Source organism: Rhodoferax sp. (genome assembly GCF_018063565.1).
In the GTDB taxonomy this organism is placed as follows: domain Bacteria; phylum Pseudomonadota; class Gammaproteobacteria; order Burkholderiales; family Burkholderiaceae_C; genus Rhodoferax.
This window is the reverse complement of the sequence record NZ_JAGPBB010000060.1, coordinates 1-24,085: the sequence shown is the minus strand read 5'-3', so window position 1 is coordinate 24,085 and position 24,085 is coordinate 1. Positions and strand designations below refer to the sequence as shown.

At 57.9% G+C, this 24,085-nt stretch carries 20 protein-coding genes; 16 read left to right on the top strand and 4 right to left on the bottom strand.

Annotated features, from left to right (window positions below; translation table 11 throughout):
- Positions 1–339: 339 nt before the first annotated feature.
- From KBF66_RS13600 to KBF66_RS13575, 6 genes are all read left to right on the top strand, one after another.
- Entirely contained in the window at positions 340–1,317 is a 978-nt protein-coding gene (locus KBF66_RS13600) for a site-specific integrase (protein ID WP_296657831.1), read from the top strand.
- 12 nt (positions 1,318–1,329) lie between these two features.
- On the top strand, positions 1,330–2,235 hold the full coding sequence (locus tag KBF66_RS13595; protein ID WP_296657827.1) for a hypothetical protein: 906 nt from the start codon (positions 1,330–1,332) through the stop codon (positions 2,233–2,235).
- Between the two features lie 96 nt (positions 2,236–2,331).
- Positions 2,332–2,601, top strand: coding sequence for a hypothetical protein (locus KBF66_RS13590; RefSeq protein WP_296657824.1), 270 nt, complete (start codon positions 2,332–2,334; stop codon positions 2,599–2,601).
- Between the two features lie 120 nt (positions 2,602–2,721).
- Positions 2,722–3,588: a hypothetical protein gene (locus KBF66_RS13585; RefSeq protein WP_296657819.1), complete on the top strand. Its 867-nt coding sequence runs from the start codon at positions 2,722–2,724 to the stop codon at positions 3,586–3,588.
- Positions 3,585–5,117, top strand: a complete 1,533-nt coding sequence (locus KBF66_RS13580) for a DEAD/DEAH box helicase family protein (protein WP_296657816.1) — start codon at positions 3,585–3,587, stop codon at positions 5,115–5,117. The genes KBF66_RS13585 and KBF66_RS13580 overlap by 4 nt, the downstream gene beginning before the upstream one ends.
- Positions 5,118–5,407: 290 nt before the next feature.
- Positions 5,408–5,986 (top strand): toprim domain-containing protein, encoded by a 579-nt coding sequence (locus KBF66_RS13575; protein WP_296657812.1) that lies wholly within the window; start codon positions 5,408–5,410, stop codon positions 5,984–5,986.
- A 782-nt stretch (positions 5,987–6,768) separates the two neighbouring features.
- Here the strand turns inward: KBF66_RS13575 and KBF66_RS13570 are convergent.
- Positions 6,769–7,359, bottom strand: coding sequence for a hypothetical protein (locus tag KBF66_RS13570; protein ID WP_296657808.1), 591 nt, complete (start codon positions 7,357–7,359; stop codon positions 6,769–6,771).
- Positions 7,360–7,367: 8 nt separating this feature from the next.
- Here KBF66_RS13570 and KBF66_RS13565 point away from each other — a divergent pair, with 8 nt between their 5' ends.
- From KBF66_RS13565 to KBF66_RS13530, 8 genes are all read left to right on the top strand, one after another.
- Entirely contained in the window at positions 7,368–7,799 is a 432-nt protein-coding gene (locus KBF66_RS13565) for a hypothetical protein (protein WP_296657805.1), read from the top strand.
- Positions 7,786–8,112, top strand: coding sequence for a hypothetical protein (locus KBF66_RS13560; RefSeq protein ID WP_296657802.1), 327 nt, complete (start codon positions 7,786–7,788; stop codon positions 8,110–8,112). The genes KBF66_RS13565 and KBF66_RS13560 overlap by 14 nt, the downstream gene beginning before the upstream one ends.
- A complete protein-coding gene (locus KBF66_RS13555; protein WP_296657800.1) occupies positions 8,109–8,684 on the top strand; it encodes a hypothetical protein in 576 nt (191 codons plus the stop codon). The genes KBF66_RS13560 and KBF66_RS13555 overlap by 4 nt, the downstream gene beginning before the upstream one ends.
- 91 nt (positions 8,685–8,775) lie before the next feature.
- Complete coding sequence (locus KBF66_RS13550; protein ID WP_296657797.1) at positions 8,776–8,958, top strand: hypothetical protein; 183 nt, start codon at positions 8,776–8,778, stop codon at positions 8,956–8,958.
- 3 nt (positions 8,959–8,961) lie between these two features.
- Positions 8,962–10,251, top strand: coding sequence for a hypothetical protein (locus KBF66_RS13545; protein WP_296657795.1), 1,290 nt, complete (start codon positions 8,962–8,964; stop codon positions 10,249–10,251).
- A gap of 9 nt (positions 10,252–10,260) precedes the next feature.
- The gene (locus KBF66_RS13540; RefSeq protein ID WP_296657792.1) at positions 10,261–13,815 is read left to right on the top strand and encodes a hypothetical protein; all 3,555 of its coding nucleotides are present in this window, start codon (positions 10,261–10,263) and stop codon (positions 13,813–13,815) included.
- A 361-nt stretch (positions 13,816–14,176) separates the two neighbouring features.
- Positions 14,177–14,446, top strand: coding sequence for a hypothetical protein (locus tag KBF66_RS13535; RefSeq protein ID WP_296657789.1), 270 nt, complete (start codon positions 14,177–14,179; stop codon positions 14,444–14,446).
- Positions 14,447–15,300: 854 nt separating this feature from the next.
- A complete protein-coding gene (locus KBF66_RS13530) occupies positions 15,301–16,668 on the top strand; it encodes an undecaprenyl-phosphate glucose phosphotransferase (RefSeq protein WP_296657786.1) in 1,368 nt (455 codons plus the stop codon).
- A gap of 34 nt (positions 16,669–16,702) precedes the next feature.
- On the opposite strand, the gene KBF66_RS13525 is transcribed toward KBF66_RS13530, so the two are convergent.
- Both KBF66_RS13525 and KBF66_RS13520 read right to left on the bottom strand, forming a co-directional pair.
- A complete protein-coding gene (locus KBF66_RS13525; RefSeq protein WP_296657784.1) occupies positions 16,703–17,680 on the bottom strand; it encodes a GMP reductase in 978 nt (325 codons plus the stop codon).
- A 191-nt stretch (positions 17,681–17,871) separates the two neighbouring features.
- Complete coding sequence (locus KBF66_RS13520) at positions 17,872–18,648, bottom strand: hypothetical protein (protein ID WP_296657779.1); 777 nt, start codon at positions 18,646–18,648, stop codon at positions 17,872–17,874.
- A gap of 71 nt (positions 18,649–18,719) precedes the next feature.
- Between KBF66_RS13520 and KBF66_RS13515 the strand changes: the two genes are divergently transcribed.
- A complete protein-coding gene (locus KBF66_RS13515) occupies positions 18,720–21,122 on the top strand; it encodes a UvrD-helicase domain-containing protein (protein WP_296657777.1) in 2,403 nt (800 codons plus the stop codon).
- Between the two features lie 31 nt (positions 21,123–21,153).
- On the opposite strand, the gene KBF66_RS13510 is transcribed toward KBF66_RS13515, so the two are convergent.
- Positions 21,154–21,900, bottom strand: coding sequence for a lysophospholipid acyltransferase family protein (locus KBF66_RS13510; RefSeq protein ID WP_296657775.1), 747 nt, complete (start codon positions 21,898–21,900; stop codon positions 21,154–21,156).
- A gap of 149 nt (positions 21,901–22,049) precedes the next feature.
- Between KBF66_RS13510 and KBF66_RS13505 the strand changes: the two genes are divergently transcribed.
- Positions 22,050–23,957: an MFS transporter gene (locus KBF66_RS13505; protein ID WP_296657771.1), complete on the top strand. Its 1,908-nt coding sequence runs from the start codon at positions 22,050–22,052 to the stop codon at positions 23,955–23,957.
- Positions 23,958–24,085 lie beyond the last annotated feature (128 nt).

The window sequence follows — 24,085 nt, the reverse complement described above, 5'->3', positions numbered from 1 at the left end:
CCTCCAGATTTCAGTGAATTTGTGTCATCAACCTCCGTCGGATCAGGTCTTGGAGAGGTTTTTTTGTTTCACAATACTCACCGTGCCCGAGTGGTGAAATAGGTAGACACATCGGACTTAAAATCCGTTGTGTGTCTATAATTATCAATGACTTACGAATAAATGCGTAATCATGTGCGTAGTTACCTGTTCTAACCGGGAGTTTGTATGGGATCAATCGTCAAAGAGAGCGTTCTACGAGACGGTAAGAAGGTCGTTCGCTATCGGGCGCATGTGCGCAGGGCAGGCTTCAAATCGCAGTCCAAGTGTTTCAACTCGCAGGCCGAAGCCAAGTCCTGGTTGCGCAATGCCGAGTCAGACGCCGAACAGCATAAGGAACAAGCGCAGGGCATCTACCGCTTTTCGGCTGTAGTCGATGCGTTCATCAAGACGCCACCGCGTCGCGGCACAAAGTTCTGGTCACCTGGCCATCTTGAGTATTGGTCGGAGCATTTTGGCGCCAGAGACATCAAGACCATCACTCGGGCTGACATTAACGTGGCAGTGTCCGCGTTGCAGGTCAAGAAGGGTGAGCGCCGGACGATCGAAGGCCAGGTGAAACTCACTGAGACGACGATTTCAAGCGGCACCGTCAATCGCTACCTGGCCAGCCTTTCTAGCGTTTTCAACTACGCCCTGGATGCTGGGCTAATTGAACGGCACCCCATAAAAGGCGGGCAGGTGCGCAAGCTGACAGAAGGCAAGGGCCGTACGCGCATCTTGACAATCGAAGAAGAGGACAAGCTGATTGCTGAGGCTGAGCGAAGCAGTTGGCCGGCCATGGCGTTGTTTCTCCGACTGGCCCTCACGACTGGCGCGCGCAAGTCAGAACTGAGCAAGCTGCGCTGGTCAGACATCGATTTGGAGCGCCGCATCGCAGTTCTACCCAAGACCAAAAACGGGGAAGCACGCACCCTGCCACTGGTGCATACCGTTCGTGATGCCCTGATTGAGGCCAAGAAGATCCAGCCCATCTCTAGCGGGTTTGTATTCTTTGACCCGAAGAAACCGAACCAGCCCAAGGTGATCGACAGTGTTTGGAAGCATGTTCGACAGAGGGCGGGGCTTGAGGCTGACCGGACGGATTCCCTTGACCGTGTGGTGCTCCACTCCACCAGGCACACGGCGGCAACCAAGTTGATCCGTGGCGGTGCAAACCTGATTCAGGCTGCAGCGGTTACTGGACACAAGACGGTTGGCATGCTCAAGAAGTACACCCACCTTGGCGCCGATGACGTTATCGCGTTGGCTGACCGGCTGCTGGAACAGCGCAGATAGGGGTAACGATCCATGGAAACAGTAATTCAAATAAAAGAACGTGATGCCATTCCGGTGCGCGCATTGCCGTGGTTGACGGATTGGTGGTTCGGCGCTCAAGAAGTTGCCGAAGCACTGACTCATGACAAAGAAAATTACCCTGAGTTCTCGCGGATGCAGGCATACCGCCAAAGGGGTGACATTGTGGAGCCAGTATCGGGCCGCGAATGGCGTAACACCGTGACATATGCTATTCAGACCATCAGCGACAAAGACCTTCCTGCTGACCAGTGGCGACGCGATGCCACTGCCGCCCTGCCAGCGGGTGTGTTTGTTTGGCGCGACGAGTGGGAAACAGCCTACAACCAGTCACCAGATGGACCTGGAATCATGACCGCACAGCGCAGTGACCTGATGGCATCAATGCCGCACGCTGCACTGGATATGACCCCTGATGAGCTGCAACGCTGGCATCAGTGTGTGCCTGGTTTCCTGCCTGACGCACTGAACAATTTAAAGCCCGATGAATTTCCCGCTTTCGATGATGAGGATAGTCAGGACATTGAAGACAGGACGCTGAACTTTGCACCAGCCGTGTCGCCCGACCTGGTGCGACTAGTGGTGGAAGGTTTTGCTACACCGGATGATGTCCAGCACTTTGCAACACCGCTGCCCATAATCCCAAAAGCGCGACGCAATGACCTGGACCCGATTATCGAAAAAGCGCAACGCGAGTCGGGCGAAAAATTTGACACCGCTGCAGTTTGGCTAAGCCTTTGTGAGTTTGCTGGGAAAAAAGTCTATCCGCTTATTGGCATTGATGGCCAAAGTATTCAATGGCGCATTGACTCCTTGGACGTCCCAAATGAGTTCACCAAAAGGATGCTTAAAGACCGCCTACAACGGCAAAAAAAAGCACTAGCACAGAGCCAGAAATAGCGATAAGGCTCGATAAGGCGCGTTAAGGCTCGCGCGTTTTGAAAGGTTGAAAACCACAAATAACCTGCGAACACCAACAACTTAACGGTGTTCGCCATGACTACCCAACCAGCACAATCCGCACCCATCACATTTGACTGGGTACACGTCAACGACTTTATAAAAAGTCCTGTTGGCGCTCAATTCTTCACTAGCTACTCTTCATTCCAGTGGATGCTGCGCAAGCATCGCCGCCGCCTGATCGAGACTGGAGCACTGATCAAGACGGGCAAAAGCCTGGCGGTGTCGATCAGCCGTGCGCCTGCTGTCATAGAGGACATTTATCGCGAGCAGTCCCTTGCTGCACTCGACCGCACGGCGGCGTAGGGGAATCCGCTTGAAACGACTCTACAGATTCCTTGAGCTGGTCTGGACGCTGCGCTCAGTTGGTTCGGCGATTTGGGTGCTTGAGTACGAAATGGCACCGGGCCACGACGGGAGCGCATCATGATCGCCCCCGCCAACTTGCAGCAGCACCCGCTGAGTGCCGCATTCCCAGCGATGCAGGCAGAGGAACGCCAGGCGCTGCGAGACAGCATCGAAGTTAGCGGCGTGCTGAACCCGATCACGCGGTACGAAGGCATGGTCCTGGACGGATGGCATCGCTATTGCGAAGCGATCGATCTAGGCATTGACTGCCCAATGGTTGATCTGGACACCGATGGATTTGATTCTGATTACCCCCGTGATTTTGTGCTGGCGCAGAACAAACACCGTCGGCACATCACTGCGGCGCAGTTGGCAATGGCGACAACTGCTGTTTACAAATGGAGGCCGGCAGGTCGTCCAGTTAACTGCACATTGGATGTGCAGTATCCAAAATCATCATCAGAAATGGCGGCAATTGCTGGTGTCCACCGGAACACTATTGTTCAGGCTCAGTCCGTCCAAACTTATGCTGTGCCAGAGGTCCAGGCCGCAGTCAAAAACGGAGAGGTTGGTTTACCCAAGGCCGCAGCTATCGCGAAACTACCCAAGGCCGAGCAAGCCGAGGCACTGGCCAAACCACTGCCAAAGCCAGCACAGGCACTTCCTGATAGCGAGCCCGAAGACACCGGCCCGGATGCCGACGAGCTGGCCGTCCAGGAAGCAGCAGAGCAGGCCGACCGCCAGGCCATGCAACTACTACTTGACTCAGACGACCGGTTAGCCGCGGCAGTGGCTGAAATCAAACGCCTGAATGCCGAATTGACCCTGCTAAAACAGTCGCGCGATGCCGCCATGAATCGAGCAAACGAGCTCGCCAAATGGGTCAAGAAACGTGATTGGCAGATTGCAAAGCTGAACGAGGCACTCAACAGAGGTGCCGCATGAGCCCCAAGCTCTGGGATGACGCGCCGCATTACGGCAGCACCACGTTTCCGCCACCGCGAGATTTTCAGACGACAGCCCATGAGGCCATTCGCCAGGGATACCGTGATGGACACAGGTGCCAACTGATCATGGCCCCGACCGGCGCTGGCAAGACGTACCTTGGTCACCGGATCGCGCATGAGGCTTTGGTTAAGGGTAAGAGAGTAGTTTTTCTGTGCGACAGAACGACTCTGATCAACCAAACATCCAAGACCGCAGATGCCTATGGCCTGAGCGCCCACGGCATTGTGCAAGCCAATCACTGGCGGCGTGACACGTCGATGCCATTCCAGATCGCGAGCGCTCAAACGCTGCAGAAGCGCGGCTATTGGCCCGATGCCGACGTGATCGTGATTGACGAGGCTCACACGCAAATGAAGGTCTGGACCGAATTCATTGGCAACACCAGGGCCGCAGTTATTGGCCTGTCTGCGACGCCATTCAGTCCCGGGCTGGGCAAGCTGTTCACCCGCCTGGTCAACGCCACGACCATGCACGACCTGACCCAATCTGGCGTGCTGGTGCCAATGCGGGTGTTTTCATGCAAACGTGCCGACATGAAGGGCGCGGCCACCAGCAGTTCGGGCGAATGGACAGACGAAGCGGCCGAGCAGCGCGGCATGGAAATCATCGGCGACGTGGTGCGTGAATGGCTGAAGTTTGCCGAAAACCGCAAAACGATTGTCTTTGGCGCAACCATCGCGCATTGCCAGGAGCTGGCCCGCCAGTTCGTTGACGCTGGTGTTATGGCCGCCTGTTTCACATCCGAGACGACCACGACCGAGCGTGATGCTCTGTTGGCCGAGTACACCAAACCAGACTCAACCCTGCGCGTGCTGATCAGCGTCGAAGCACTTGCCAAAGGCTTTGACGTGCCAACGGTTGGGTGCGTGGTTGATTGCCGACCGCTGCGCAAGAGCCTGAGCACATCGATTCAGATGTGGGGCCGTGGCTTGCGGTCGTCACCTGACACCGGAAAAGTGGACTGCCTGCTACTGGACCACTCAGGCAACATTCAGCGATTTGCCGATGACTTTGAGGAAATCTTTCACCACGGCTTGAGCGCCCTCGATATGGGCGAAAAGCTCGATAAAAAGGTCCGCTTGGACGATGGCGACTTCGAGCCTAAAGGATGCCCGCAATGTGGCCACAAGCCGTTTGCCAAGTGCTGCATGGCCTGCGGTTACGAGAAGCAAGCCCCGGCACTGGTCGAAGCGCTGCCAGGTGAAATGCAGGAAGTGGTGCTCGGAAAGAAAAAACTAGCCGACGACCATCGCCACCTTTGGGAGCAGGTTTGCACTTATGCACGGTCCCACTCCCAGCCGGAAAAGCAGAACGGGCGGGCATGGAACTTGTTCAAGAACATCACCGGACAGACGCCACCCAGCATGTGGCGCTTTGAGACAACGCCCAATGTAGAAATCACCCGGCACACACGCAACAAAATCTTGTCGCTGAACATGGCGTACTCGAAAGCGAGGTCGGCATGAACACCTTCATCGACTTTGCCCGGGCGCATGGGCTTGAGATTGACCCGGCCAGCCTCTACGCAGGCGAGCGCATCCGTCGCTGTGGCACTACCGACAAACCACGGTCGGCCAATGGTGCCTATTTTTGGGACGGTCAGCGCGGCTGGGTCTTCAATTGGGCATCCGAGGCCAGGGTTCAGTGGTTCAACGACCAGGACGCAAAACCTTGGACAGATGCAGAGAAACAAGCCTGGAAGGCCCGGCGCGATGCTGCACGCAGACACCAGGACAGCCAGCACCATCGTGCCGCAATGCAAGCCGCCGAGCTGATTCGCAGCACAAAGCCGGGTGCCCATGACTATCTGGCAAGAAAGGGTTTTCCTGATCTGGAAGGGATGATCGACAGCGAAGGCGCGCTGATTGTCCCCATGCGCAACCTTGAGACAAATGCACTGCTTGGAGTTCAGCGGATCCATTGGGACGAACCAGAACGCCAATGGGTGAAAAAGATGCTGCCAGGCATGAGGGCCAAAGGCGCAATTCTCAGGCTGGGCGACAAAACAGCCTCAGAGACGTTTTTAATCGAAGGCTATGCCACCGGCTTATCCGTCCTGGCCGCTCTGCGCAGCGTTGGCCTGCGTGCGTCCGTGCTGGTGTGTTTCAGTGCAAACAATCTTGAGTTCATCGCGCCACAGGTCAAGGGCCGGGTGTTCGTGTTTGCTGATCACGATCGTTCTGGTGTCGGTGAAAAAGCAGCCCAGGCTACCGGGAAACCGTACTGCATGAGTCCGGTTGAGGGTGAAGATGCCAACGATCTCCATGCGCGCGCCGGGCTGATGGCAGTTTGCCAATTGCTGATGAATGTTCGGCTGGGGGTGGTGCATGTCTAACGGCCGCAACCCGAAGCGCCGTGGCCACGACACCAGCCGCGACCAAGGAGGGTTTATCGCCTTGCCCTGGTCCGTGCTTGATTGCCCAGCTTATGCCAATCTGAGTATGCACGCTCGGGCGCTGCTGCTGGAAGTGGCACGCCAGTTTGTACGCGACAACAACGGTCGATTGCTGATGTCACGCGCCTACATGGCCAGCCGGGGCTGGAAGTCTGTGGATATGCTGACCAAGGCCAAAGCCGAACTGATGGAGGGCGGATTCATCCATCAGACTGTCATGGGGCATAGACCAAATAAGGCAAGCTGGTTCGCAATCACCTGGAGGGCACTGGACCGAATCGAGGGCTATGACCCCGGCGCTACTGAGAGTTTTGAGCGCGGTTCATACCTCAAAATCAAGGCCAAATCGGCGGCTCCTGCACCGTCTCGCGGTGCAGGAAAAATTGATGTCCTTAGACCGCCCCACGGTACAGAGAGCCCTCTGATAGTACCGCCCCACGGTACAGGCGATGCGCTCTCTGTACCGCCCCACGGTCCTATAGAGGCACTTTTTGGCACTTCCCCTGTACCGCCACACGGACACCATCTAGAAACACCATCTCCGGTAGTTGGTTCCCTGTCTTCCGGACCCCGGCTGCGGCTGTACTGCGAGCACTCGGGTCGGCGGTTTTCGTTTGGCCTGAAGTCCAGCCCAGCACCAATTCACACCAACGCCTGAAAGACCAGAAATGAAGCTCAAAGATCGAAACTGCGGAAATTGTGTCCACTTCAATGCCGACCCATCACTGGGTGAAATTTCCTGCTGGAACCTGGTGCTCATCCATGAAAGCGGCATTGACCGCGAACCCAAGGTAATTGATCGGTGCATCCAGCATCTGAGTCCAGAAGAGGATGCTTTTGAAAACGAGTACCTGGAATCCTGCGAACGGTTGGCTGGAGCGTACTTTGCAGCCGAGGAAGCCGAAGGGATGCACTATGCCCGCATAGCCATCCGTGAAGCCTCCTGGACGGGGGTTTGAATGTTCAGTCACCTGATCATGGCCCAACTGACCGGAGGCCGCCAGCCGACCGCTCAGAAAGAACGGTTCAACCCATGCCCGCCCGGGGTGATGAAGTGCCAATCGGCATCGCATGCTTGTTATGACGTGCTCAAAGACCAGCAGGGCAAGTGGCTGACTCACGACCAAATTTGCATTCTGAGCGGCCGCAACACCAAACAAGTCTGTTGGGGTTTGCTGTTTCTCACGCGCCAGGGCTTGGTGGAGAGCGCCCCGGACGAATACCGCAATCCCCGGTATTTGATTTACCGGCTTGTACCCGGTGCGCCTGCTCCAAAGATCGGCGGCCGCCAATGAGCCGCGAGCGAAACGCATGGGCGGTAATGATTCGTCGCTGCACCAAGCCAAGACACCATGACTGGCGCTGGTACGGTGGCAAAGGCATCACCGTATGCCGTGAATGGCTGGAGAGCTTCGACACCTTCTTGCGGGATGTTGGCACAGCACCCAGCCCACAGCATTGGCTGGGCCGCCTGGACGTGCTCGGGAATTACCAGCCTGGCAACGTGGAATGGATCGACCACGATACGCAAGTTCGCCGCCGCGCCTGGTGCAAAAAGATCGACATCGACGGGCAACAACTGACGATTGCCGAAGCTGAACGCGCTGTTGGCCTTGAGGACGGAACCCTGCGCCAGCGCCTGAAGGCTGGCCATCAATTGGCCGATGCCTTGACACGCAAGCCAAGCCGCACCGGCCGGCCACCAAAGATTCATAACCAACCCACCCCAAAGGAAACCCATGATCGAACTTGAAAAAACCCTAGGCCATGACGTTGGCCTGCGCACCGGCAAGAGCGTTTTTCACAAAACCATCTCCAAGCACAGCAAAAGCCTGCAAGCCGACATCCTGGCCGACGTGGCAGGGTTCTTGAACGAAGCAGGATTTGCCGGAACCAGTGTCAAGAATCAACTTCCGGTAAGCAGATTGCTTGGATACATCGGCGAGCTCGGCCTGGCGCTGGAACTGGCCGACGCGTGCGGCGTGAAGTTCATCAAATCACTTTCAAGCGACGGTAGCGACACCATCGCTTTGCAACTCGATCAGAAAAAAGGGGTACGTCCATGAATAAGTTCCAAGAATTCGTCAGCCAGTCCATGGCCGCTACTGGCTTTTGTGTCGTCGACTCGGCGATTGCCGCCAGGTTGCGCCCGGACCTATGGCCAGATGCCCGGCAATGCTCGGGCGACTTTGCGCTGGCCCGCAAGCGTGGATTCACGATCCCAGCCGGAGCTGCGGAATACCTGCTGCGCTTGGGTGGCGTCGACCACGATCTGCAACTGCTGGCCCGTCACCCGCATGGCCTGCTGGAGCGTGTTCAGTGGATCACCGGCTTGGATGCGGTCACCCTGGTGCCTCAGTCGGATCTGCAGGGTACTGTGCAACCCTTGGACATTCAGCCAAAGCCAGCCACCGCCCAACGGGGTGACGTTCACGCGGGAGTCGCAACCGCTGAAGGTCCAAGAACCTGCGGTGATTGCAATTGGCTCAGTGCTGGCGGCAAGTGCAACGCAGCAGACGAAAGCGGTATTCAACTCCCATTGGCCAGGGAGCCGCGCCGGTGCCGGGCATTCCGTCCCAGCTTTGAGGCGATTGATCAGCGTGTTGGCTCGATGCTCTGGCCCGAAATATTTGTATGAAAACCGCCACTTTTCGCACCAAGCATGAAAGCATGGCGCATGCCAGCCCGCCATTGCCAAGATCGAATGGCATCCCTTTGGAGAAATTACGATGAATGGAAAAAATATGGAAGGTCCTGGCAGCGAGTTTGCCCATGACCGCGCGCTAAGCCCGGATGACGACGCTCTGGATGTGCAGGAACTGATCATTGGGCTGTTCAATTCTGGCGTTGACCTTCAGGCGGCCGCAGCACTGGCGGAAGATGTGCCTGGCACGTTCGATCTGGAGAACTGAATCATGTCCACACCTACCTGGTTACAGTTATCGGAGTCTTGGGACCGCCAGCGCGCCGCTGCCGCAGAGCAAAAGATCCGCGAAGAAGAGATGGCGCGCCGCCGCAAGGAATGGGAATTCCAGGACAAGCAGAACGCCGCCATCGACACCGAGCGCGCTGCCGCCATTGCCGCGGCCAGTCGGCCCCTGGCTGACGCCAATTCCCCACAAGGGTTCAAGGCCGGGCTCGGGCTTGAAGTGCCGCAGTCTGCCGCCGCCATGCGCCGCGGTGATGAGCGGTTCAAGTACGGCGAGGCCGATGTGTACACGCCTGAAGCGCCTGGTGCACAACCGCAGTTTGCCCTGGACCAGCAGGCCAACACCATCAGTGCCTTGAACATGGCCGGGCGTGACCCTCGCCAGATCGCTGATGCGCGCCGTGCTGACACGACAAACCGCCTGGCCGCCGACGCTGCGCGTATTTCGAGCTATGTGCAAACGGCTGATGAAGCAGAGCTCAAGGATTTGATGGGCAAGGTGACGCTGGATAAGCGAAACAAGTTTGAGGTTGATTACAACCCGGCCACCGGCTTTTCTCGCGTCAAACATGGCGATGTTTCAGTGGACCTTAGCCGGGCCGACCTTGGCAAATTTGTTGCAGCGCAGTACCGCATGAAAAACGGCGATTACAGCGCCAGCGCTGACATCGAGGGTATTGACTCCAAGTTGTCCAAGGTAGTGACAGACTCACTGAAGGAATCTGTTGAAATCTCCAAGGACAACAATTCGGCGATACGCACTCAGAATACTGACATTCGCCTGGAGCGAGCACAGGATCTGAGCGCGGCAAGATTTGCACGTTCTGGAATCAATGCTGGGAAACCAAAACCACTTACCGCAGTGCAGCAGCGCGGGAATTTTGAAATTGATGCAGCCCGGGAGGCTGTGCAGGGTATGGACGCAGCGGACATACGTCGCCGCACTGCAAAGACCACTGATACCGGCCGGGAAAATCCTGACTACGACCCGGGCCTGGCAAAAGCTGCAGCACTGGCCACACGCCGCAAGATCGGGGACGATCAGACCTTTGACAACCGCCAGATTGGCCGGGACACGCAAGCAGCTCCTGCAACTGCAGTTTCAGCAACGGCTGCGCCAGCATCCGCGTCTGCTGCACCAACTTTGGACCGCCAAGAACTTGGCAAACGCTTCCGCAGTGACAGGCAAATGAATGCCTATCGGCTGGGTAGCGAGACGCCGAAGGGCTATGAGGTTCTGGACGCATCCGGCAAAGTCGTTGGTCATTACCGTTAGGCGAACGCTATGCCATTTATTCCACTGGACAGCACTCAGGCCAGCGTGCCAGACACGAGGCGTGGCTTTATCCCGCTTGATGAATCCAACGGCTCGCCCGAAGCCCCGCCAGCACCATCACAGACAGAATCGAGTACCAACGACCCCGGCAAAGCCAGTGTGTTGCGCACGGTGCTGCTAAACAACCCGCTGACAGCCGTTGGTGAGACTGCGCTGAACCTGGCCACCATGTCCGTGGCACTGCCTGTGGCTGGCCTGGCTGGTCTGGGAGCGATGGCCGGGCGGGTATTGGGGTTGACTGAAAAGAGCCCGGGTGATGTGGTCCAAAGCGTGTCCGAGGGTTTGACCTATGCGCCGCGTGGTGAGTTGGGGCAAGGTGCGACCGATATTGCCACCTACCCATTTCAAAAGCTGGCTGAAGTCGGGCAGTACGCCGGTGGAAAAACACTTGATGCAACCGGCAGCCCTGTACTGGCCACGGCGATTGACACTGCGGTCAACGCATTGCCCATGGCCATTTCACCAGGCGCGAAGTTGGCACGCCGGGTAGCAGAGAAACCAAAAGCCGCACCGCGCGAGCAGCCAGCCCATGTTGCTACTGAAACAGCAGCTACCGATGCAAGTGCAGTAAGCGCTAAGGTGTCAAATGATACAAAACCAACGGCATCGGGTGATGCACCGCTGCCAAACGGTGAGCGTGGATCTGTGGTGCTGGATCCTGCGACTGTTGTTGATGCCGCACCGCCTCAACCCGGGTTTACACCGCTGCATGTCGCTGAGGCTTTGCCGGATGCGCCGGCACCGGTAGAGACTGCGCCGCTGCCAAAGGCTGGGCCAGTTGATCTGCCAGCGGTCCGAGAAAGTAGCGGAGCTGTTGCTGACACCTTGGTAAATACTGAGTATCAGCCCGCGCCGACAGCTCCTGCAAGCCCTGAGCCAGCCAGCATTCGTTACACGTTGGTCGAAGCCAGTGAGTTGAAACCTTCGCATGATGTGAGCCTCAAACCCACGGACGCCTTTCCAGACCAGCTCAAGCGCCAAGATTGGAGCCGAGCCGATGCTGAGCAACGCGTTCAGGGCATCGTTCACGAGTTTGACCCTACCCGCCTGGCTGATTCGGTGGATGACACCATGGGCGCGCCGATCATGGCCCCGGATGGAATTATTGAGGCCGGAAGCGCCCGGGCGATTGCATTACAACGGGTTTACCAAGCCAACGGCCAGAAGGCAGAGAGCTACCGGCAATTTCTGCGCGACAACGCCGAACGCCTGGGGCTGGATGCTGCAGAAGTTGATAACCTCAAAAAGCCTGTGCTGGTGCGCGTGCCCGATGAACCCTTGACGTTCAAATCAGAGGTCGCCGATTTGCCGCCCGAGGGGAAGGTGAACGCCATGGCACCCGGCGCTAACTACGTTGGGTTTATCAACGATGCCCCGGCGCTTGGAAGCAAGACGCCGGCCACCGCCAGTGTGGGCGCGAGGCTTGAGCCGATTCGCCGCGAGGATATTCTGATCCCCTTCGCCAAGGCGCTGGGGACTGGCATTTACGAGGGGCGCATAACCACCAAGGGCGTGATGGGGCACTTCCGGCCCAAGCTTGAAGAGGTGCGCATCAAGCGCCACGCTGACCTGGAGACTGCTGCGCATGAACTGGCGCACCTGATTGATCATCGCGTTCCTGAAATTCGAAAAACCTGGAGTGCAGGATCTGGACCGGATTGGCAGGTTCGCCGCGCAGAGCTGCAGGGGCTGAGTTACGACAAGGGCAAGATTTACGAAGGCTTTGCCGAGTTCGTTCGCCACTACATGACGCAACCGGATGTCGCCATGACCCGAGCCCCGGTGTTTTACAAGTGGTTTGAGGACTTCACCGCCCGCCATGAATACGGCCCTGCCATTGAGCAGGCACGCAAAGGCATGGGTGAGTGGTACAACCAGGATGCGATTGACCGGGCGCGCTCAAAGATTGGCGATCACCGGCCGATGACGGATGCGCTTGATGGCCAGTGGGATTCCTTCAGGCAAGCCACGGTCGACGACTTGCACGGTGTATACCGCATGGAGCGGGAATTGAAGGGCGGCAAGATCGAGCCCAACGGTGCCTATGAATCTGCCCGGCTGTCGCGCGCATCCTCAAGCATTGCCGACGGCGCGGTTCGGTTTGGTGCCCCGGTAAAGAAACCTGATGGTTCGTATGGCTGGCGCGGCAAAGGACTTGAGGACATACTGAAACCGGTGTCTGAGAGCCTGGATGATGCGCTGCTGTACTTTGTTGGGCGCTCTGCCCGAGAGTTGCAGGCGCAAGGCCGGGAACACTTGTTCACGCCTGGCGAGGTGGATGCCATGCTGAAGCTTCGCCGCCCCGAGTTTGACAAGGCTTTCTCGGACTATCAGGAGTGGAATTCCACGGTGATGGATTTTGCCGAGGCGCAAGGCGTGATCAACCCGCAAACCCGCGCGATGTGGAAAAGATTGGACTACCTGCCATTTCACCGCGTGGCCAGCCCCGAGGGTTTCAAGGGCAAGCCTGGCGATTGGAGCGGCATCAAGGCGTTGACTGGTGGAACTGAGAATATCAAGGACGTGCTGGGAAACATGACCCGAAACGCGGCCATGCTGATTGACACCGCTGTGAAGAACGAAGCCCGCCAGAAGATTGCCACCCTGGCGGAGCAAGCCGGTGGCGGCAAGTTCATGATCAAGATTCCGGCTGAGTCGCGCCCGGTGAAGATCACCACGACTGCGGTGATCGACGCTATTTTGAAAGGCATGGGACTGGACGCGCCAGATTCGCCTGCAGCGGTGAGCGCGGCCGATCGAGTGCGCCGGATTCTTGAGTCATCCCCGGCCATGCTCGAAGTGATGCAGCAAAACATGCCACCGGCTGGCGGTAACGTGGTGGCGGTGCTCAAGGACGGTAAACCGGTCTGGTATGAGGTCGGCGACCCGATATTGCTGCGTTCGCTTGAGTCAATAGACCGCACGCCACCGCCCTGGATTGTCAAATGGCTGGGGCTGCCAAAGCGTATCGGGCAGGCCAGCATTGTGTTAACGCCCGACTTCATGATTGCCAATCTGGCGCGCGACACCATCATGGGCAGCGTCATGAGTCGTACCGGATTCAAGCCGGTGATCGACAGCTTGCAGGGCATGCGCCTGCGTTTGACCAGCGACCCGATTTACAAGGAATTCATTGCCAACGGTGGCGGGTTGTCCAGTATGTACCTGGATGAAGCCAAGTTCCGAACCAAGCTGGAGCGGTTCTACACCAAGCAGGGCGTGGATTACCGCACGGTGTTGGATGCGCCACACAAGCTGCTGAGCTTTATTGAAACCCTGGGTGATTCGTTTGAATCGAGCACCCGCCTGGGTGAGTACAAGCGTGCCGTGGATGCTGGCGCTAACCGGGCGAAGAAGGCGCAGGGAGGAAGGGCTGATAGAGAGTTTGGGCCGGACAAATTGTCCACCCCAAATACAGCACAAAAATTAGCCGATGAGCATGGTGTTGACGAGCGCACCGTGAGGCGCGCAGGCCAATACGCCGATGCCATTGCCACCGTCTGAGCGGGTAGCCATTGGCCAGGCGCTTGAGGCGGAACTGGGCAATAGGCAGGGGCAACGGACGGACAAACCTAGCCAAATATTTGGCGAAGTTACACCAGGCCAAAAGACATACGAAGTAGCCGCCGAAAAGTCCGGCTTCGGAAACCCGGAACACTTCGACCGAAGTGAGGAAAGCCAACTTCGCAATTTGTAGAGGCGATGCAACCAAAATTGCATCGGTTCGCAGCGTCAAAGACAGATACCACCGAAAAGTGGGATCACCGGAAAGTCGGGTATTTGAAAACAAGCAAGGATTTCAACGGGCTGAATTTTCAGGCGGTGAACTATCACCTTGGCAAATATCAACAGCTAAACTTCTGTTATGAACACTCTGCAAGACCTGATCAGGTGCCAAAGTGCCACAAGCACAGAATTGGTGCAACTGCTGGATTCATTCAGATCGGCCGATCAACCACAGATCCGCCTTGACCACTTCAAGCGCAAAGCAATAAGCGTCCTGAGTGACATTGAGCCTTACCGCGAGGGCCGCACCTATCGGTTCCCGAGGCGCGAGGCGTGCCTGTTGGTGATGTCCTACAGCTACGATTTGCAGGCTGCGATTTATGACCTGCTGGCTGCGAAACGAAGGTGAGCGCCTGTCTTCAGTCAATCAGTCATCCATGGGAAATTCCCACAGATGACCTGGTGCTCGGGACCGGAATCGAACCGGTACGCCCCAATTACGGAAGCGGCGGATTTTCATCACACTACGGTTTTCACCGCCAGACCTCACTGTTTGTGCGCTGGACTATGCCTTCACCATGGCTTTGCAGCGTAAGGTGCCCCCCGTCTAGTCTCTACACCTTCCCATTTCTGGGCTTGGCTCGGCGTTGCCTCGGCCTTTTGCCAGGGGTTTCACCGAATTTGAGGGGATTCACACAGGTGCTTTCGCATCCTGGTGCTCAATTTTCTAAGTCCGCTGTGTCTACCTATTCCACCACCCGAGCAGACGGCAATCATTCTAGCTTGGTGCGTAGAGCGTGCGTAGCGTGGTACACAAACAGGCACAAACGATCAATTGCAACCACTGCCAAACGATAGCTGGCGCAGTTTGCGTGCGTGTTGTATGGCGATAATAGGTGCTTGTTCGTGTGGGTTTCTGTTGGGTGTAGACTTAAAATCCGCCGCTTCGTGAATAACGGGCGTACCGGTTCGATTCCGGTCTCGGGCACCACATGATCAAGACCAGTTCCCAATTTGAAAAATACCGGCTGTGAGCCTGTTTCATTTTTGCGTCATGCAACCAGTGGGAGTGAAGAACTTGGATATCAGCTCGTCCAGAACCCTGAGAGAATGCGCAACGGGTAACGTGTTGCCACTTTTTGCTTGTGTTGTTGTTGGATTCTATTTTGTGACCTGAGCTTAGAACCTGGAAATGAAGCAAATTTCAAGCAAGCATCGCCGGCGCAGTCACACGCTGGGCGCGCGGGTTGTGGCGGCGGGTGCATGAGCAAATTCGTCGTTCGTACCGGTGGATCGACACCTGCCATGATGGTGCAGGTGCTGGACCTGCTGTCGGTGTGCATCGGCGGTTGGATTGCCTATCAGATCCGGCATTTCGACTCCGGCGGTTTTGCCGACTTGCGGTCGGAAGACCAGTTTCTGATCGTCATCATGTCGGTATTTTCCGCGCTGGTGTTCGGCAAGGTCTATCACATGTGGGCAGGTGGGTCGTTGGGCGCGATGCTGGGGCGGGTCACGTTTGGCTGGTTGCTTGCGTGGATGCTGCTGGTGGTTCTTCTGGTGATGGCCAAGAGCGCCGAATCGTTTTCACGCATCTGGCTGGTGACCTGGTTGCTGGTATCGGGCTTGTTGCTGTGGGGCGGGCGCATCGTGGCGTTTTTGGTGATGGCCAAAATGCGGCGTGCCGGTTACCACCACAAAACCGTGGTGCTGTATGGTGACACCGATATGCTCACTGCGGTGCGGGAGCGGATTGCCAACGCCACCTGGAGTGGTTACGACATTGTGGCGTCGGTCGTTCAAGGTGATGGTACTGATCTTGAGGAGCTCAATACGCGCCTCAAACCCGACGAGATTTGGATCAGTCTGAGTATGACCGATCAAAATCAGCTTGACGAAGTCATGTATGCGCTGCGTGACTCGATTGCCAACATCCGGTTGTTGCCTGACTTGATGATGTATCAGATCTTGAATCACGGCATGAGTGTCACGGTTGGCATACCCATGATCGACATTTCGGTCTCGCCCATGTTTGGTAGCCGTTTGCTGGTCAAGGCGGCGCTTGATTACGGAGTTGCAGCGGTAGCCCTCATCGTGTTGAGTCCGCTGATGCTGCTGATTGCCCTGGCTATCAAGCTGACCTCGCCCGGGCCAGTGTTGTTCAAACAAAAGAGACACGGCTGGAACGATGAAGAGATCATGGTTTACAAGTTCCGCTCCATGATGCCTCATGAGGAGTCTGGTGGTGCTGTGACCCAGGCACAGCGTGGCGATCCCCGGGTCACGCCTCTGGGTCGCTTCTTGCGCCGAAGCAGCCTCGATGAATTGCCGCAGTTCATCAATGTGTTGCAGGGGCATATGTCGGTGGTGGGGCCACGTCCCCATGCCGTCCAGCACAACGCGCAGTACAAAGGATTGATACCCAAGTACGCCCTGCGTCACAAAGTCAAACCCGGCATCACTGGCTGGGCGCAAGTGTGTGGCCACCGTGGTGAAACCGACACCCTGGACAAAATGGAGCAGCGTCTCAAACACGACCTTTACTATCTGGAGAACTGGTCGCTATGGCTGGATGTCAAGATTATTCTGATCACCCCGCTGGCCAGTCTGTTCAACAAGAATGTGTATTGAGTGCAACCCCAATCACAGGGCTGGCACCATGCTCCTACATCAGCAGATGTTCACCCGCGTTGTCGCCGCCCAGCGTGACGTAGTTCACCTTGCGGATATCCATCAGTTTCTTGCCACCTGAGTAACTGATCGAGCTTTGTACATCCTGTTCCATTTCAATCAGCGTATCGGCCAGCTTGCCCTTGATGGGTTCGAGAATGCGTTTACCCTCGACGTGTTTGTATTCACCTTTGTTGAAATCACTGGCTGAGCCGTAATACTCTTTGTACAACTTGCCATCGACCTCCACGGTTTGACCAGGGCTTTCCTGGTGACCGGCAAACAAGGAGCCAATCATCACCATGGTGGCGCCAAAACGGATACTTTTAGCGATGTCGCCGTGATCGCGGATGCCGCCGTCCGCAATGATGGGTTTGGTGGCGACACGGGCGCACCATTTCAGCGCGCTGAGTTGCCAGCCCCCGGTGCCAAAACCGGTCTTCAGTTTGGTGATGCAGACCTTCCCCGGGCCAATGCCAACCTTGGTGGCGTCAGCGCCCCAGTTCTCCAGATCAATCACCGCCTCGGGAGTGGCCACATTGCCGGCAATGATGAAGGTGCCCGGAATTTTTTCACGCAGATAAGCAATCATGTTCTTCACGCTGTCGGCATGACCATGCGCAATGTCGATGGTGATGTATTCCGGCACCAGCCCAAGCGCCACCAGGCGGTCAACCGTCTCATAGTCCGGTTTCTTGACACCCAGAGAGATCGAGGCATATAGCCCGCGTTGCTTCATCTCCTGGACAAAGGCAACATTGTCCAGATCAAAGCGGTGCATCACGTAGAAGTAGTCGTTCTGCGCCATCCAGATGCAGATGGGCTCACTCACCACGGTTTTCATGTTGGCCGGAACGACCGGTATGCGAAAACGCCGTGGACCAAAATCCACGCCGGCATCACACTCTGATCGGCTATCCACGCGACATTTGCGGGGCAAAAGCAGAATATTGTCGTAGTCAAAAATTTCCATGATTGTCTCCAAGCTGCAGAAAACTGTTGTTGAACAGGGGGCGCTTGGATTGGGTCCGGCAGATCCGCCACGCCAGATCATGGCGGCGGCCAGAAAAACTACCGGGCCGCAAATGCTTGGGCCCGGTGACTGATTCTATCCAGATTGGCCGGGCGGACCGTGGCGGTTTGCCCTGTTGGGGCAGATTAGGGTCATTCGTCGTGCTCCGGCGGGCAAACCGACGCCGCCGCCAACAACACGCGGCCGGTTGCGTCGGTCACCCAGCCAATCATTTGCATCCGTGTCGTCTGTGTTCCAACGGGGACGTTCATGGGGCGCATGTCTTGCCACACCCAACTAGCACTTTCTTGTAGCACACTGTGTCCGTTCCATATGGGCTGAAGCACATTTCGGACCAAGTTTCTCGGCACGGGACTACCCTCTGTTCCGAGCGGCAGAGCTTCCACCAGCGCCAGCCAGGCGTGCAGGGGCAGGTTGGGTGTGACATCGCTGGGTATACGCAGAGTGATCGACGCGCCAACGTACCCGCCCAGAGCCAGACCACGCGCCACCCTCAGCGAGGCACCGGGCCAGCCGATCACCGGGTGGACGATCTGGCTTTGACCTTCTGGTGTCGGTTGTGCGAGTGCCGCCAGCCGAAGTCGGGCCTCGTTGTTGGCGACCGCCGACAGGGGAGCATCGTCGCCCCGGTGGCTGGGCACGATCCAGTCCAGTGCCATCGTCTGCGCAGACCGTTGGCCCGCCAGTGGCTTCTGCCAGCACGACACACATTCGGCGCTGATGAATCGCTCGACCAGTGCCACGGGGGGAGCCTGGCCGTCACTGCTGCAAAGGGTCTGGCCCAGTGCCGCGCCGGCACCCAGCAGCAGCATCAGGCACCCCGCCGCCCGCCGCCCAAGTCCGAGCGGCATCCGCATCGGGTGGCGCTGAGGTGGCGTTGGATTCAGTCGGGTCGACAAACGGGTCAAGCTGGCCTGCCTTTCTACAATGGGGCATGCTTTCTACCACGCCCCACCAAAGCTTGCCTGATACAGCTTCGATGCCCAATGCCTCTGGCCTGCTCAGTCACCTCAACCCCGAACAGCTCGCTGCCGTCACGCTACCGTCTGAGCACGCACTGATTTTGGCCGGTGCTGGCTCGGGCAAGACCCGGGTGCTCACCACCCGCATCGCGTGGCTGCTGCAGTCGGGGCAGGTGTCGCCTGGTGGCGTGATGGCCGTCACCTTCACCAACAAGGCAGCCAAAGAGATGATGCTGCGGCTGGCTGCCATGCTGCCGCTCAATGTGCGGGGTATGTGGATTGGCACGTTTCATGGCCTTTGCAACCGCCTGTTGCGGGCGCATTACAAACTGGTCGGGTTGCCACAGGCATTCCAGATTCTGGACACACAAGATCAGCTGTCGTCGATCAAGCGGCTGTACAAACAGTTTGGCATTGATGATGAACGCTGGCCGCCCAAGCAGTTGCAGTGGTTCATCAGCGGCTGCAAGGAAGACGGCCTACGCCCCGCTGTGGTGGTGGCCAAAGACCCAGAGACGCGCAAGAAAGTCGAGATCTACCAGTTGTATGAAGAACAGTGCCAGCGCGAGGGCGTGGTGGACTTTGGTGAGCTGATGCTGCGCAGTTACGAACTGCTGCGCGACAACGATCCTGTGCGTGAACATTACCAGCGCCGTTTTCGCCATATCCTGATCGACGAGTTTCAGGACACCAATAAGCTGCAATATGCCTGGATCAAAATGCTGGCCGGCACGGGTGCGCACTCTGGGCCGCAGGGCGCTTTTGTGCCGACCGGATGCGTGCTGGCGGTGGGCGACGACGATCAGAGCATTTACGCCTTTCGCGGCGCTCGGGTCGGCAATATGGCCGACTTCGTGCGCGAGTTTGGCGTGCAACACCAGATCAAGCTGGAAGAAAACTATCGCAGCGGCAGCAATATCCTGGACAGCGCCAATGCCCTGATTGGCCACAATCGCAGCCGCCTGGGCAAAAACCTGCGTACGGCGCAAGGACCAGGCGAGCCGGTGCGGGTGCTGGAGGCCAGCAGCGATTTTCAGGAAGCACAGTGGATGGTGGATGAAATGCAGCAACTGGTGCGTGAGGGCGTGGCGCGCAAAGAGATTGCTGCCCTGTACCGTAGCAACGCCCAAAGCCGCGTGATCGAGACCACCCTGTTCAACGCCGGTGTGCCCTACAAGGTTTACGGCGGCCTGCGTTTTTTCGAACGCGCCGAAATCAAACACGCACTGGCCTACCTGCGCCTGCTGGAGAACCCGCGCGACGACACCAGTTTTCTGCGTGTGGTGAATTTTCCGCCGCGCGGCATCGGTGCTCGTAGTCTGGAGCAGTTGCAAGACCTGGCCCGTGCAACCGGTTGTGCTCTGAGTGATGCGGTCAGTGGTTTGGCGGGCAAAGCGGGGAGCAACATTGGCGCTTTTCTGGCTGGCATTGACGTTCTGCGCGAGCAAACCCTGGGCATGAGTTTGCGCGACATCATCGCCGCCACGCTGGAACACAGTGGCCTGATCACTCATTACAGAGCGGATCGTGAAGGTGCAGACCGGGTGGAGAACCTGGAAGAGCTGGTCAATGCCGCCGAGAGTTTTGTCACGCTGGAGGGGTTTGGCAAAGACGCGGTGGCGCTGCCGGTGGATGAGCTCGGGCGCGCACTCACGCAGTCCCCAGTCTCCCAGGGTCTGGATATGAACCAGCCTTGGCAAGGCACTGCTGCGCCCGACGCCGCCAGCGGCGAGACTCTGTCACCGCTGGCGGCCTTTTTGACCCACGCGGCGTTGGAGGCCGGCGACAATCAGGCGCAGGCGGGGCAGGACGCCGTTCAGCTGATGACGGTGCACGCCAGCAAAGGGCTCGAGTTTGACTGCGTGTTCATCAGCGGGCTGGAAGAAGGCTTGTTTCCGCACGAAAACTCGATGGCGGACCAGGCAGGACTGGAAGAAGAACGCCGCCTGATGTACGTGGCCATCACCAGAGCGCGTCAACGCCTGTACCTGAGTCACGCGCAAACCCGCATGTTGCATGGGCAGACCCGTTACAACCTGCGCAGCCGATTTCTGGAGGAATTGCCCGACGGGGCCTTGAAGTGGATCACGCCCAAGCAGGCCGGTTTTGGTAACTTTGCGGGACGTTTGGGTGGTAATTTTGCTTCTCATATAAGAGCTGAAAGTACATATCCATCAAGCGCTAGAGGCCAAAATGGCATGGATTTTTCAAAGTACGCAGCCTCGCCTGCGCCGGAACGCGCGGCTACCGCCGGGCAGAGCTTCAAGGTTGGACAAAAGTTGTTTCACGCCAAGTTTGGCGAAGGCACCGTGCTCAGTCTGGAGGGCAGCGGGGACGATGCGCGCGCGCAGATCAACTTTCCGCGCCACGGTCTCAAATGGCTGGCCTTGAGTATTGCCAAGCTGACGCCACTACCCTGAGCGACAACGGCACCGGTGTAAGCCCGTGCGCTCAGTGCGTCTGCCGCAGCGCGTCTTCGATGGTGCTGCGCACGTCAGCCGCCCATGCGCGCCGGTCGCGGCCTTCGGCTAGCTGCGGCTGACAAAAGTGCAGTTGAGCCCGCAAGGGCGGCGCGGTGAGAGTGCGCCACACCGAGTCCAGCAAGCTGTCGTCGTCGATGTAACACGGCGCCAGGCTTGGCGCGCCAGTGGCCGTGTCAACAAAGCGCAGCGCCACCGGCTGTACCGCCACATGGGCCGACACAGCGGCCTGAAACAGGTTGGCATGGAACGGCAACAATCGCAGGCCGTTGCTGGTGGTGCCCTCTGGAAACACGGCCAGCACCGCGCCGGCTTTGAGCTCTTCTGCCATGTGGTGCACCACGCGCAGCGCGTCGCGCGGCGAGTCGCGGGCGATGAACAGTGTCCCCGCTGCCCGCGTCAGCAGCCCCAACACCGGCCAGCGGGCGATTTCGGACTTGGCGACAAAACGGCAGTGACTGGCTGACAGCAGCAGCACGATGTCGAGCCACGAAATGTGGTTGGCCACCAGCAGCACTGAACCGTGCAGTGGCGGGGCACCGCTGACCTCGACCTTGATCGCGACCAGTTGAAACAAGTCATGCGCCCAGGCTTTGACCTTGTGTGCCTTACCGGAACTGGACAGACGTGGAAAACCCCAGGCCACCAGCCAAAGGCCACGCAGCACATGCAGCGTGAGTCGGGCCAGCCGGAACACGGCAATCAGGGATCGGGTCATGGCTGGAGAGTGCACCAAACGGATTCAGGAAAACAAACGCCCGAAAGTGTAGCCAAGCCTCATGCAAAATGGCGCGCAGTTTTGCAGGCTTGTCGCGCGATCCGGATGCACCGGGCCGCCAGGCCGGGCCAACCACCAGGAGCGCACCCATGTCCGGTCATCCACAACCCAATCAGTTTGCCCTGCTGGCGCAACGCCGCTTTGCGCCGTTTTTCTGGACCCAGTTTGCCGGCGCGGCCAACGATAACCTGTTCAAGTTTGCCTTTACGGTGATGGTGACCTATCAGCTCAGTGTTGTTTGGTTGCCGCCGACCTTGGCCGGATTGGTGATCGGGGCACTGTTTATTTTGCCGTTTTTGTTGTTTTCTGCCACCAGCGGGCAGTTGACGGATAAGTATGACAAGACGCTGATGATCCGTTTTGTGAAGAACCTCGAGATCGCCGTCATGCTGCTGGCGGCTTGGGGCTTCATGCACGCCAGCGTGCCGGTGTTGTTGGCTTGCACTTTCTTGATGGGTCTGCATTCCACCTTGTTTGGACCGGTCAAGTTTGCCTATTTGCCGCAGGTCTTGAGCGAGCGCGAGATCACCGGTGGTAACGGCATGGTGGAGATGGGTACCTTCGTCGCCATCTTGCTGGGGCAAGTGGCAGGCGGTTTGCTGGTGTCCATGCCGGAGGTGGGTGCTCGCAACGTGGCGTTGGGTTGTGTGGTGGTGGCACTGCTCGGGCGCCTAGTAGCACAGGCGATTCCGGCCGCGCCTGCCACAGACCCGGGTCTGCGCATCAACTGGAACCCGGTCAGCGAGACCTGGCGCAATCTGGCGCTGGCACATCAGCAACTCGCGGTGTTTCGCTCACTGCTTGGTATTAGTTGGATGTGGTTTTTTGGTGCTGTGTTTTTGAGCCAGTTTCCCAGCTTGGCCAAGGAGGTGTTGCACGGCAACGAGCAGGTGGCGTCGTTCTTGCTGGTGCTGTTTTCGGTGGGTATCGGGGTCGGTTCGCTGCTGTGCGAGGTGCTGAGCAAGCGGCATGTCGAAATTGGTCTGGTGCCGCTGGGTGCCATTGGCATGAGTTTGTTCTCAATCGACCTGTACTTTGCCCTGCGCAGCCTGCCTGATGCACCCTCCATGGGCGTGATGCTGTTTGTCAGTCAGGCGCAGCACTGGCGCGTGATGCTGGATCTGGTGCTGCTCAGCCTGTTTACTGGCCTCTACAGCGTGCCGATGTACGCGCTCATCCAGATTCGCAGCCAAGCCACCCATCGGGCGCGCATCATCGCAGCCAACAATATTCTCAATGCCTTGTTCATGATTGCCAGCGCCCTGCTGGCCGGGGTGTTGCTCAAGAGTGGTTTCAGTATCCCGCAGATTTTTCTGCTCACCGGCATCGCCAATGCGGTCGTGGCGTTTTATATCTTTTTGGTGGTGCCCGAGTATTTGCTGCGCTTTGTGGCCTGGGTGCTGTCGCGCCTGGTGTATCGGTTTCGGATTCAGGGTGACGCGTACTTACCCACCACCGGGGCGGCCGTGCTGGTCTGTAACCATGTCAGTTTTGTTGATGCCGTGCTGCTGATGGCCGCCAGCCCACGACCCATCTGCTTCATCATGGACCACCGGATTTTCCAGGTGCCGGTGCTGGGCTGGCTGTTCCGCCTGGCCAAGGCAATACCCATTGCCCCGCGTGGCGAAGACCCGCGCACCTACGAGACCGCATTCGATGCGGCAGCGGCGGTCCTGAAGGACGGTGAACTGCTGTGTATTTTTCCCGAGGGTGGCTTGACGCGTGACGGCACGCTGCAGGAGTTCAAGGGCGGCATCATGAAAATACTGGAACGCACTCAGGCCATGGGGCTCGATGTCCCGGTGATACCCATGGCGCTCACCCACCTGTGGGGCTCATTCTTTAGCCGCATCGAGCAGGGCGGAGCCATGGTGCGACCGTTTCGTCGAGGTGTCTTCAGCCGCGTCGGCTTGGAGGTGGGCGCACCTGTGATTGGCAGCGCGGTGACGCCGCAATTGTTGCGCACGCGCGTGGCGGATCTGATGGCGCGTGGCTGATCTATAGACCCGGCAACTAACTATTGAAATAGCTCAACTTGCCCCCATGTAGCGGACATGGAAAAAGAAGACGGAAGAAGGCTGTCGCGTCAGGCCCAATATGAACGGCGCAAACAGGCGGTGCGACT

Excerpts from the sequence above, each read along its gene's own strand:
- KBF66_RS13595 (WP_296657827.1), top strand. The coding sequence starts at position 1,330 with ATGGAAACAGTAATTCAAATAAAAGAACGTGATGCCATTCCGGTGCGC.
- KBF66_RS13590 (WP_296657824.1), top strand. The coding sequence starts at position 2,332 with ATGACTACCCAACCAGCACAATCCGCACCCATCACATTTGACTGGGTA.
- KBF66_RS13585 (WP_296657819.1), top strand. The coding sequence starts at position 2,722 with ATGATCGCCCCCGCCAACTTGCAGCAGCACCCGCTGAGTGCCGCATTC.
- KBF66_RS13580 (WP_296657816.1), top strand. The coding sequence starts at position 3,585 with ATGAGCCCCAAGCTCTGGGATGACGCGCCGCATTACGGCAGCACCACG.
- KBF66_RS13575 (WP_296657812.1), top strand. The coding sequence starts at position 5,408 with ATGCAAGCCGCCGAGCTGATTCGCAGCACAAAGCCGGGTGCCCATGAC.
- KBF66_RS13570 (WP_296657808.1), bottom strand. The coding sequence starts at position 7,359 with ATGCGTTTCGCTCGCGGCTCATTGGCGGCCGCCGATCTTTGGAGCAGG.
- KBF66_RS13565 (WP_296657805.1), top strand. The coding sequence starts at position 7,368 with ATGATTCGTCGCTGCACCAAGCCAAGACACCATGACTGGCGCTGGTAC.
- KBF66_RS13560 (WP_296657802.1), top strand. The coding sequence starts at position 7,786 with ATGATCGAACTTGAAAAAACCCTAGGCCATGACGTTGGCCTGCGCACC.
- KBF66_RS13555 (WP_296657800.1), top strand. The coding sequence starts at position 8,109 with ATGAATAAGTTCCAAGAATTCGTCAGCCAGTCCATGGCCGCTACTGGC.
- KBF66_RS13550 (WP_296657797.1), top strand. The coding sequence starts at position 8,776 with ATGAATGGAAAAAATATGGAAGGTCCTGGCAGCGAGTTTGCCCATGAC.
- KBF66_RS13545 (WP_296657795.1), top strand. The coding sequence starts at position 8,962 with ATGTCCACACCTACCTGGTTACAGTTATCGGAGTCTTGGGACCGCCAG.
- KBF66_RS13540 (WP_296657792.1), top strand. The coding sequence starts at position 10,261 with ATGCCATTTATTCCACTGGACAGCACTCAGGCCAGCGTGCCAGACACG.
- KBF66_RS13535 (WP_296657789.1), top strand. The coding sequence starts at position 14,177 with ATGAACACTCTGCAAGACCTGATCAGGTGCCAAAGTGCCACAAGCACA.
- KBF66_RS13530 (WP_296657786.1), top strand. The coding sequence starts at position 15,301 with ATGAGCAAATTCGTCGTTCGTACCGGTGGATCGACACCTGCCATGATG.
- KBF66_RS13525 (WP_296657784.1), bottom strand. The coding sequence starts at position 17,680 with ATGGAAATTTTTGACTACGACAATATTCTGCTTTTGCCCCGCAAATGT.
- KBF66_RS13515 (WP_296657777.1), top strand. The coding sequence starts at position 18,720 with ATGCCCAATGCCTCTGGCCTGCTCAGTCACCTCAACCCCGAACAGCTC.
- KBF66_RS13510 (WP_296657775.1), bottom strand. The coding sequence starts at position 21,900 with ATGACCCGATCCCTGATTGCCGTGTTCCGGCTGGCCCGACTCACGCTG.
- KBF66_RS13505 (WP_296657771.1), top strand. The coding sequence starts at position 22,050 with ATGTCCGGTCATCCACAACCCAATCAGTTTGCCCTGCTGGCGCAACGC.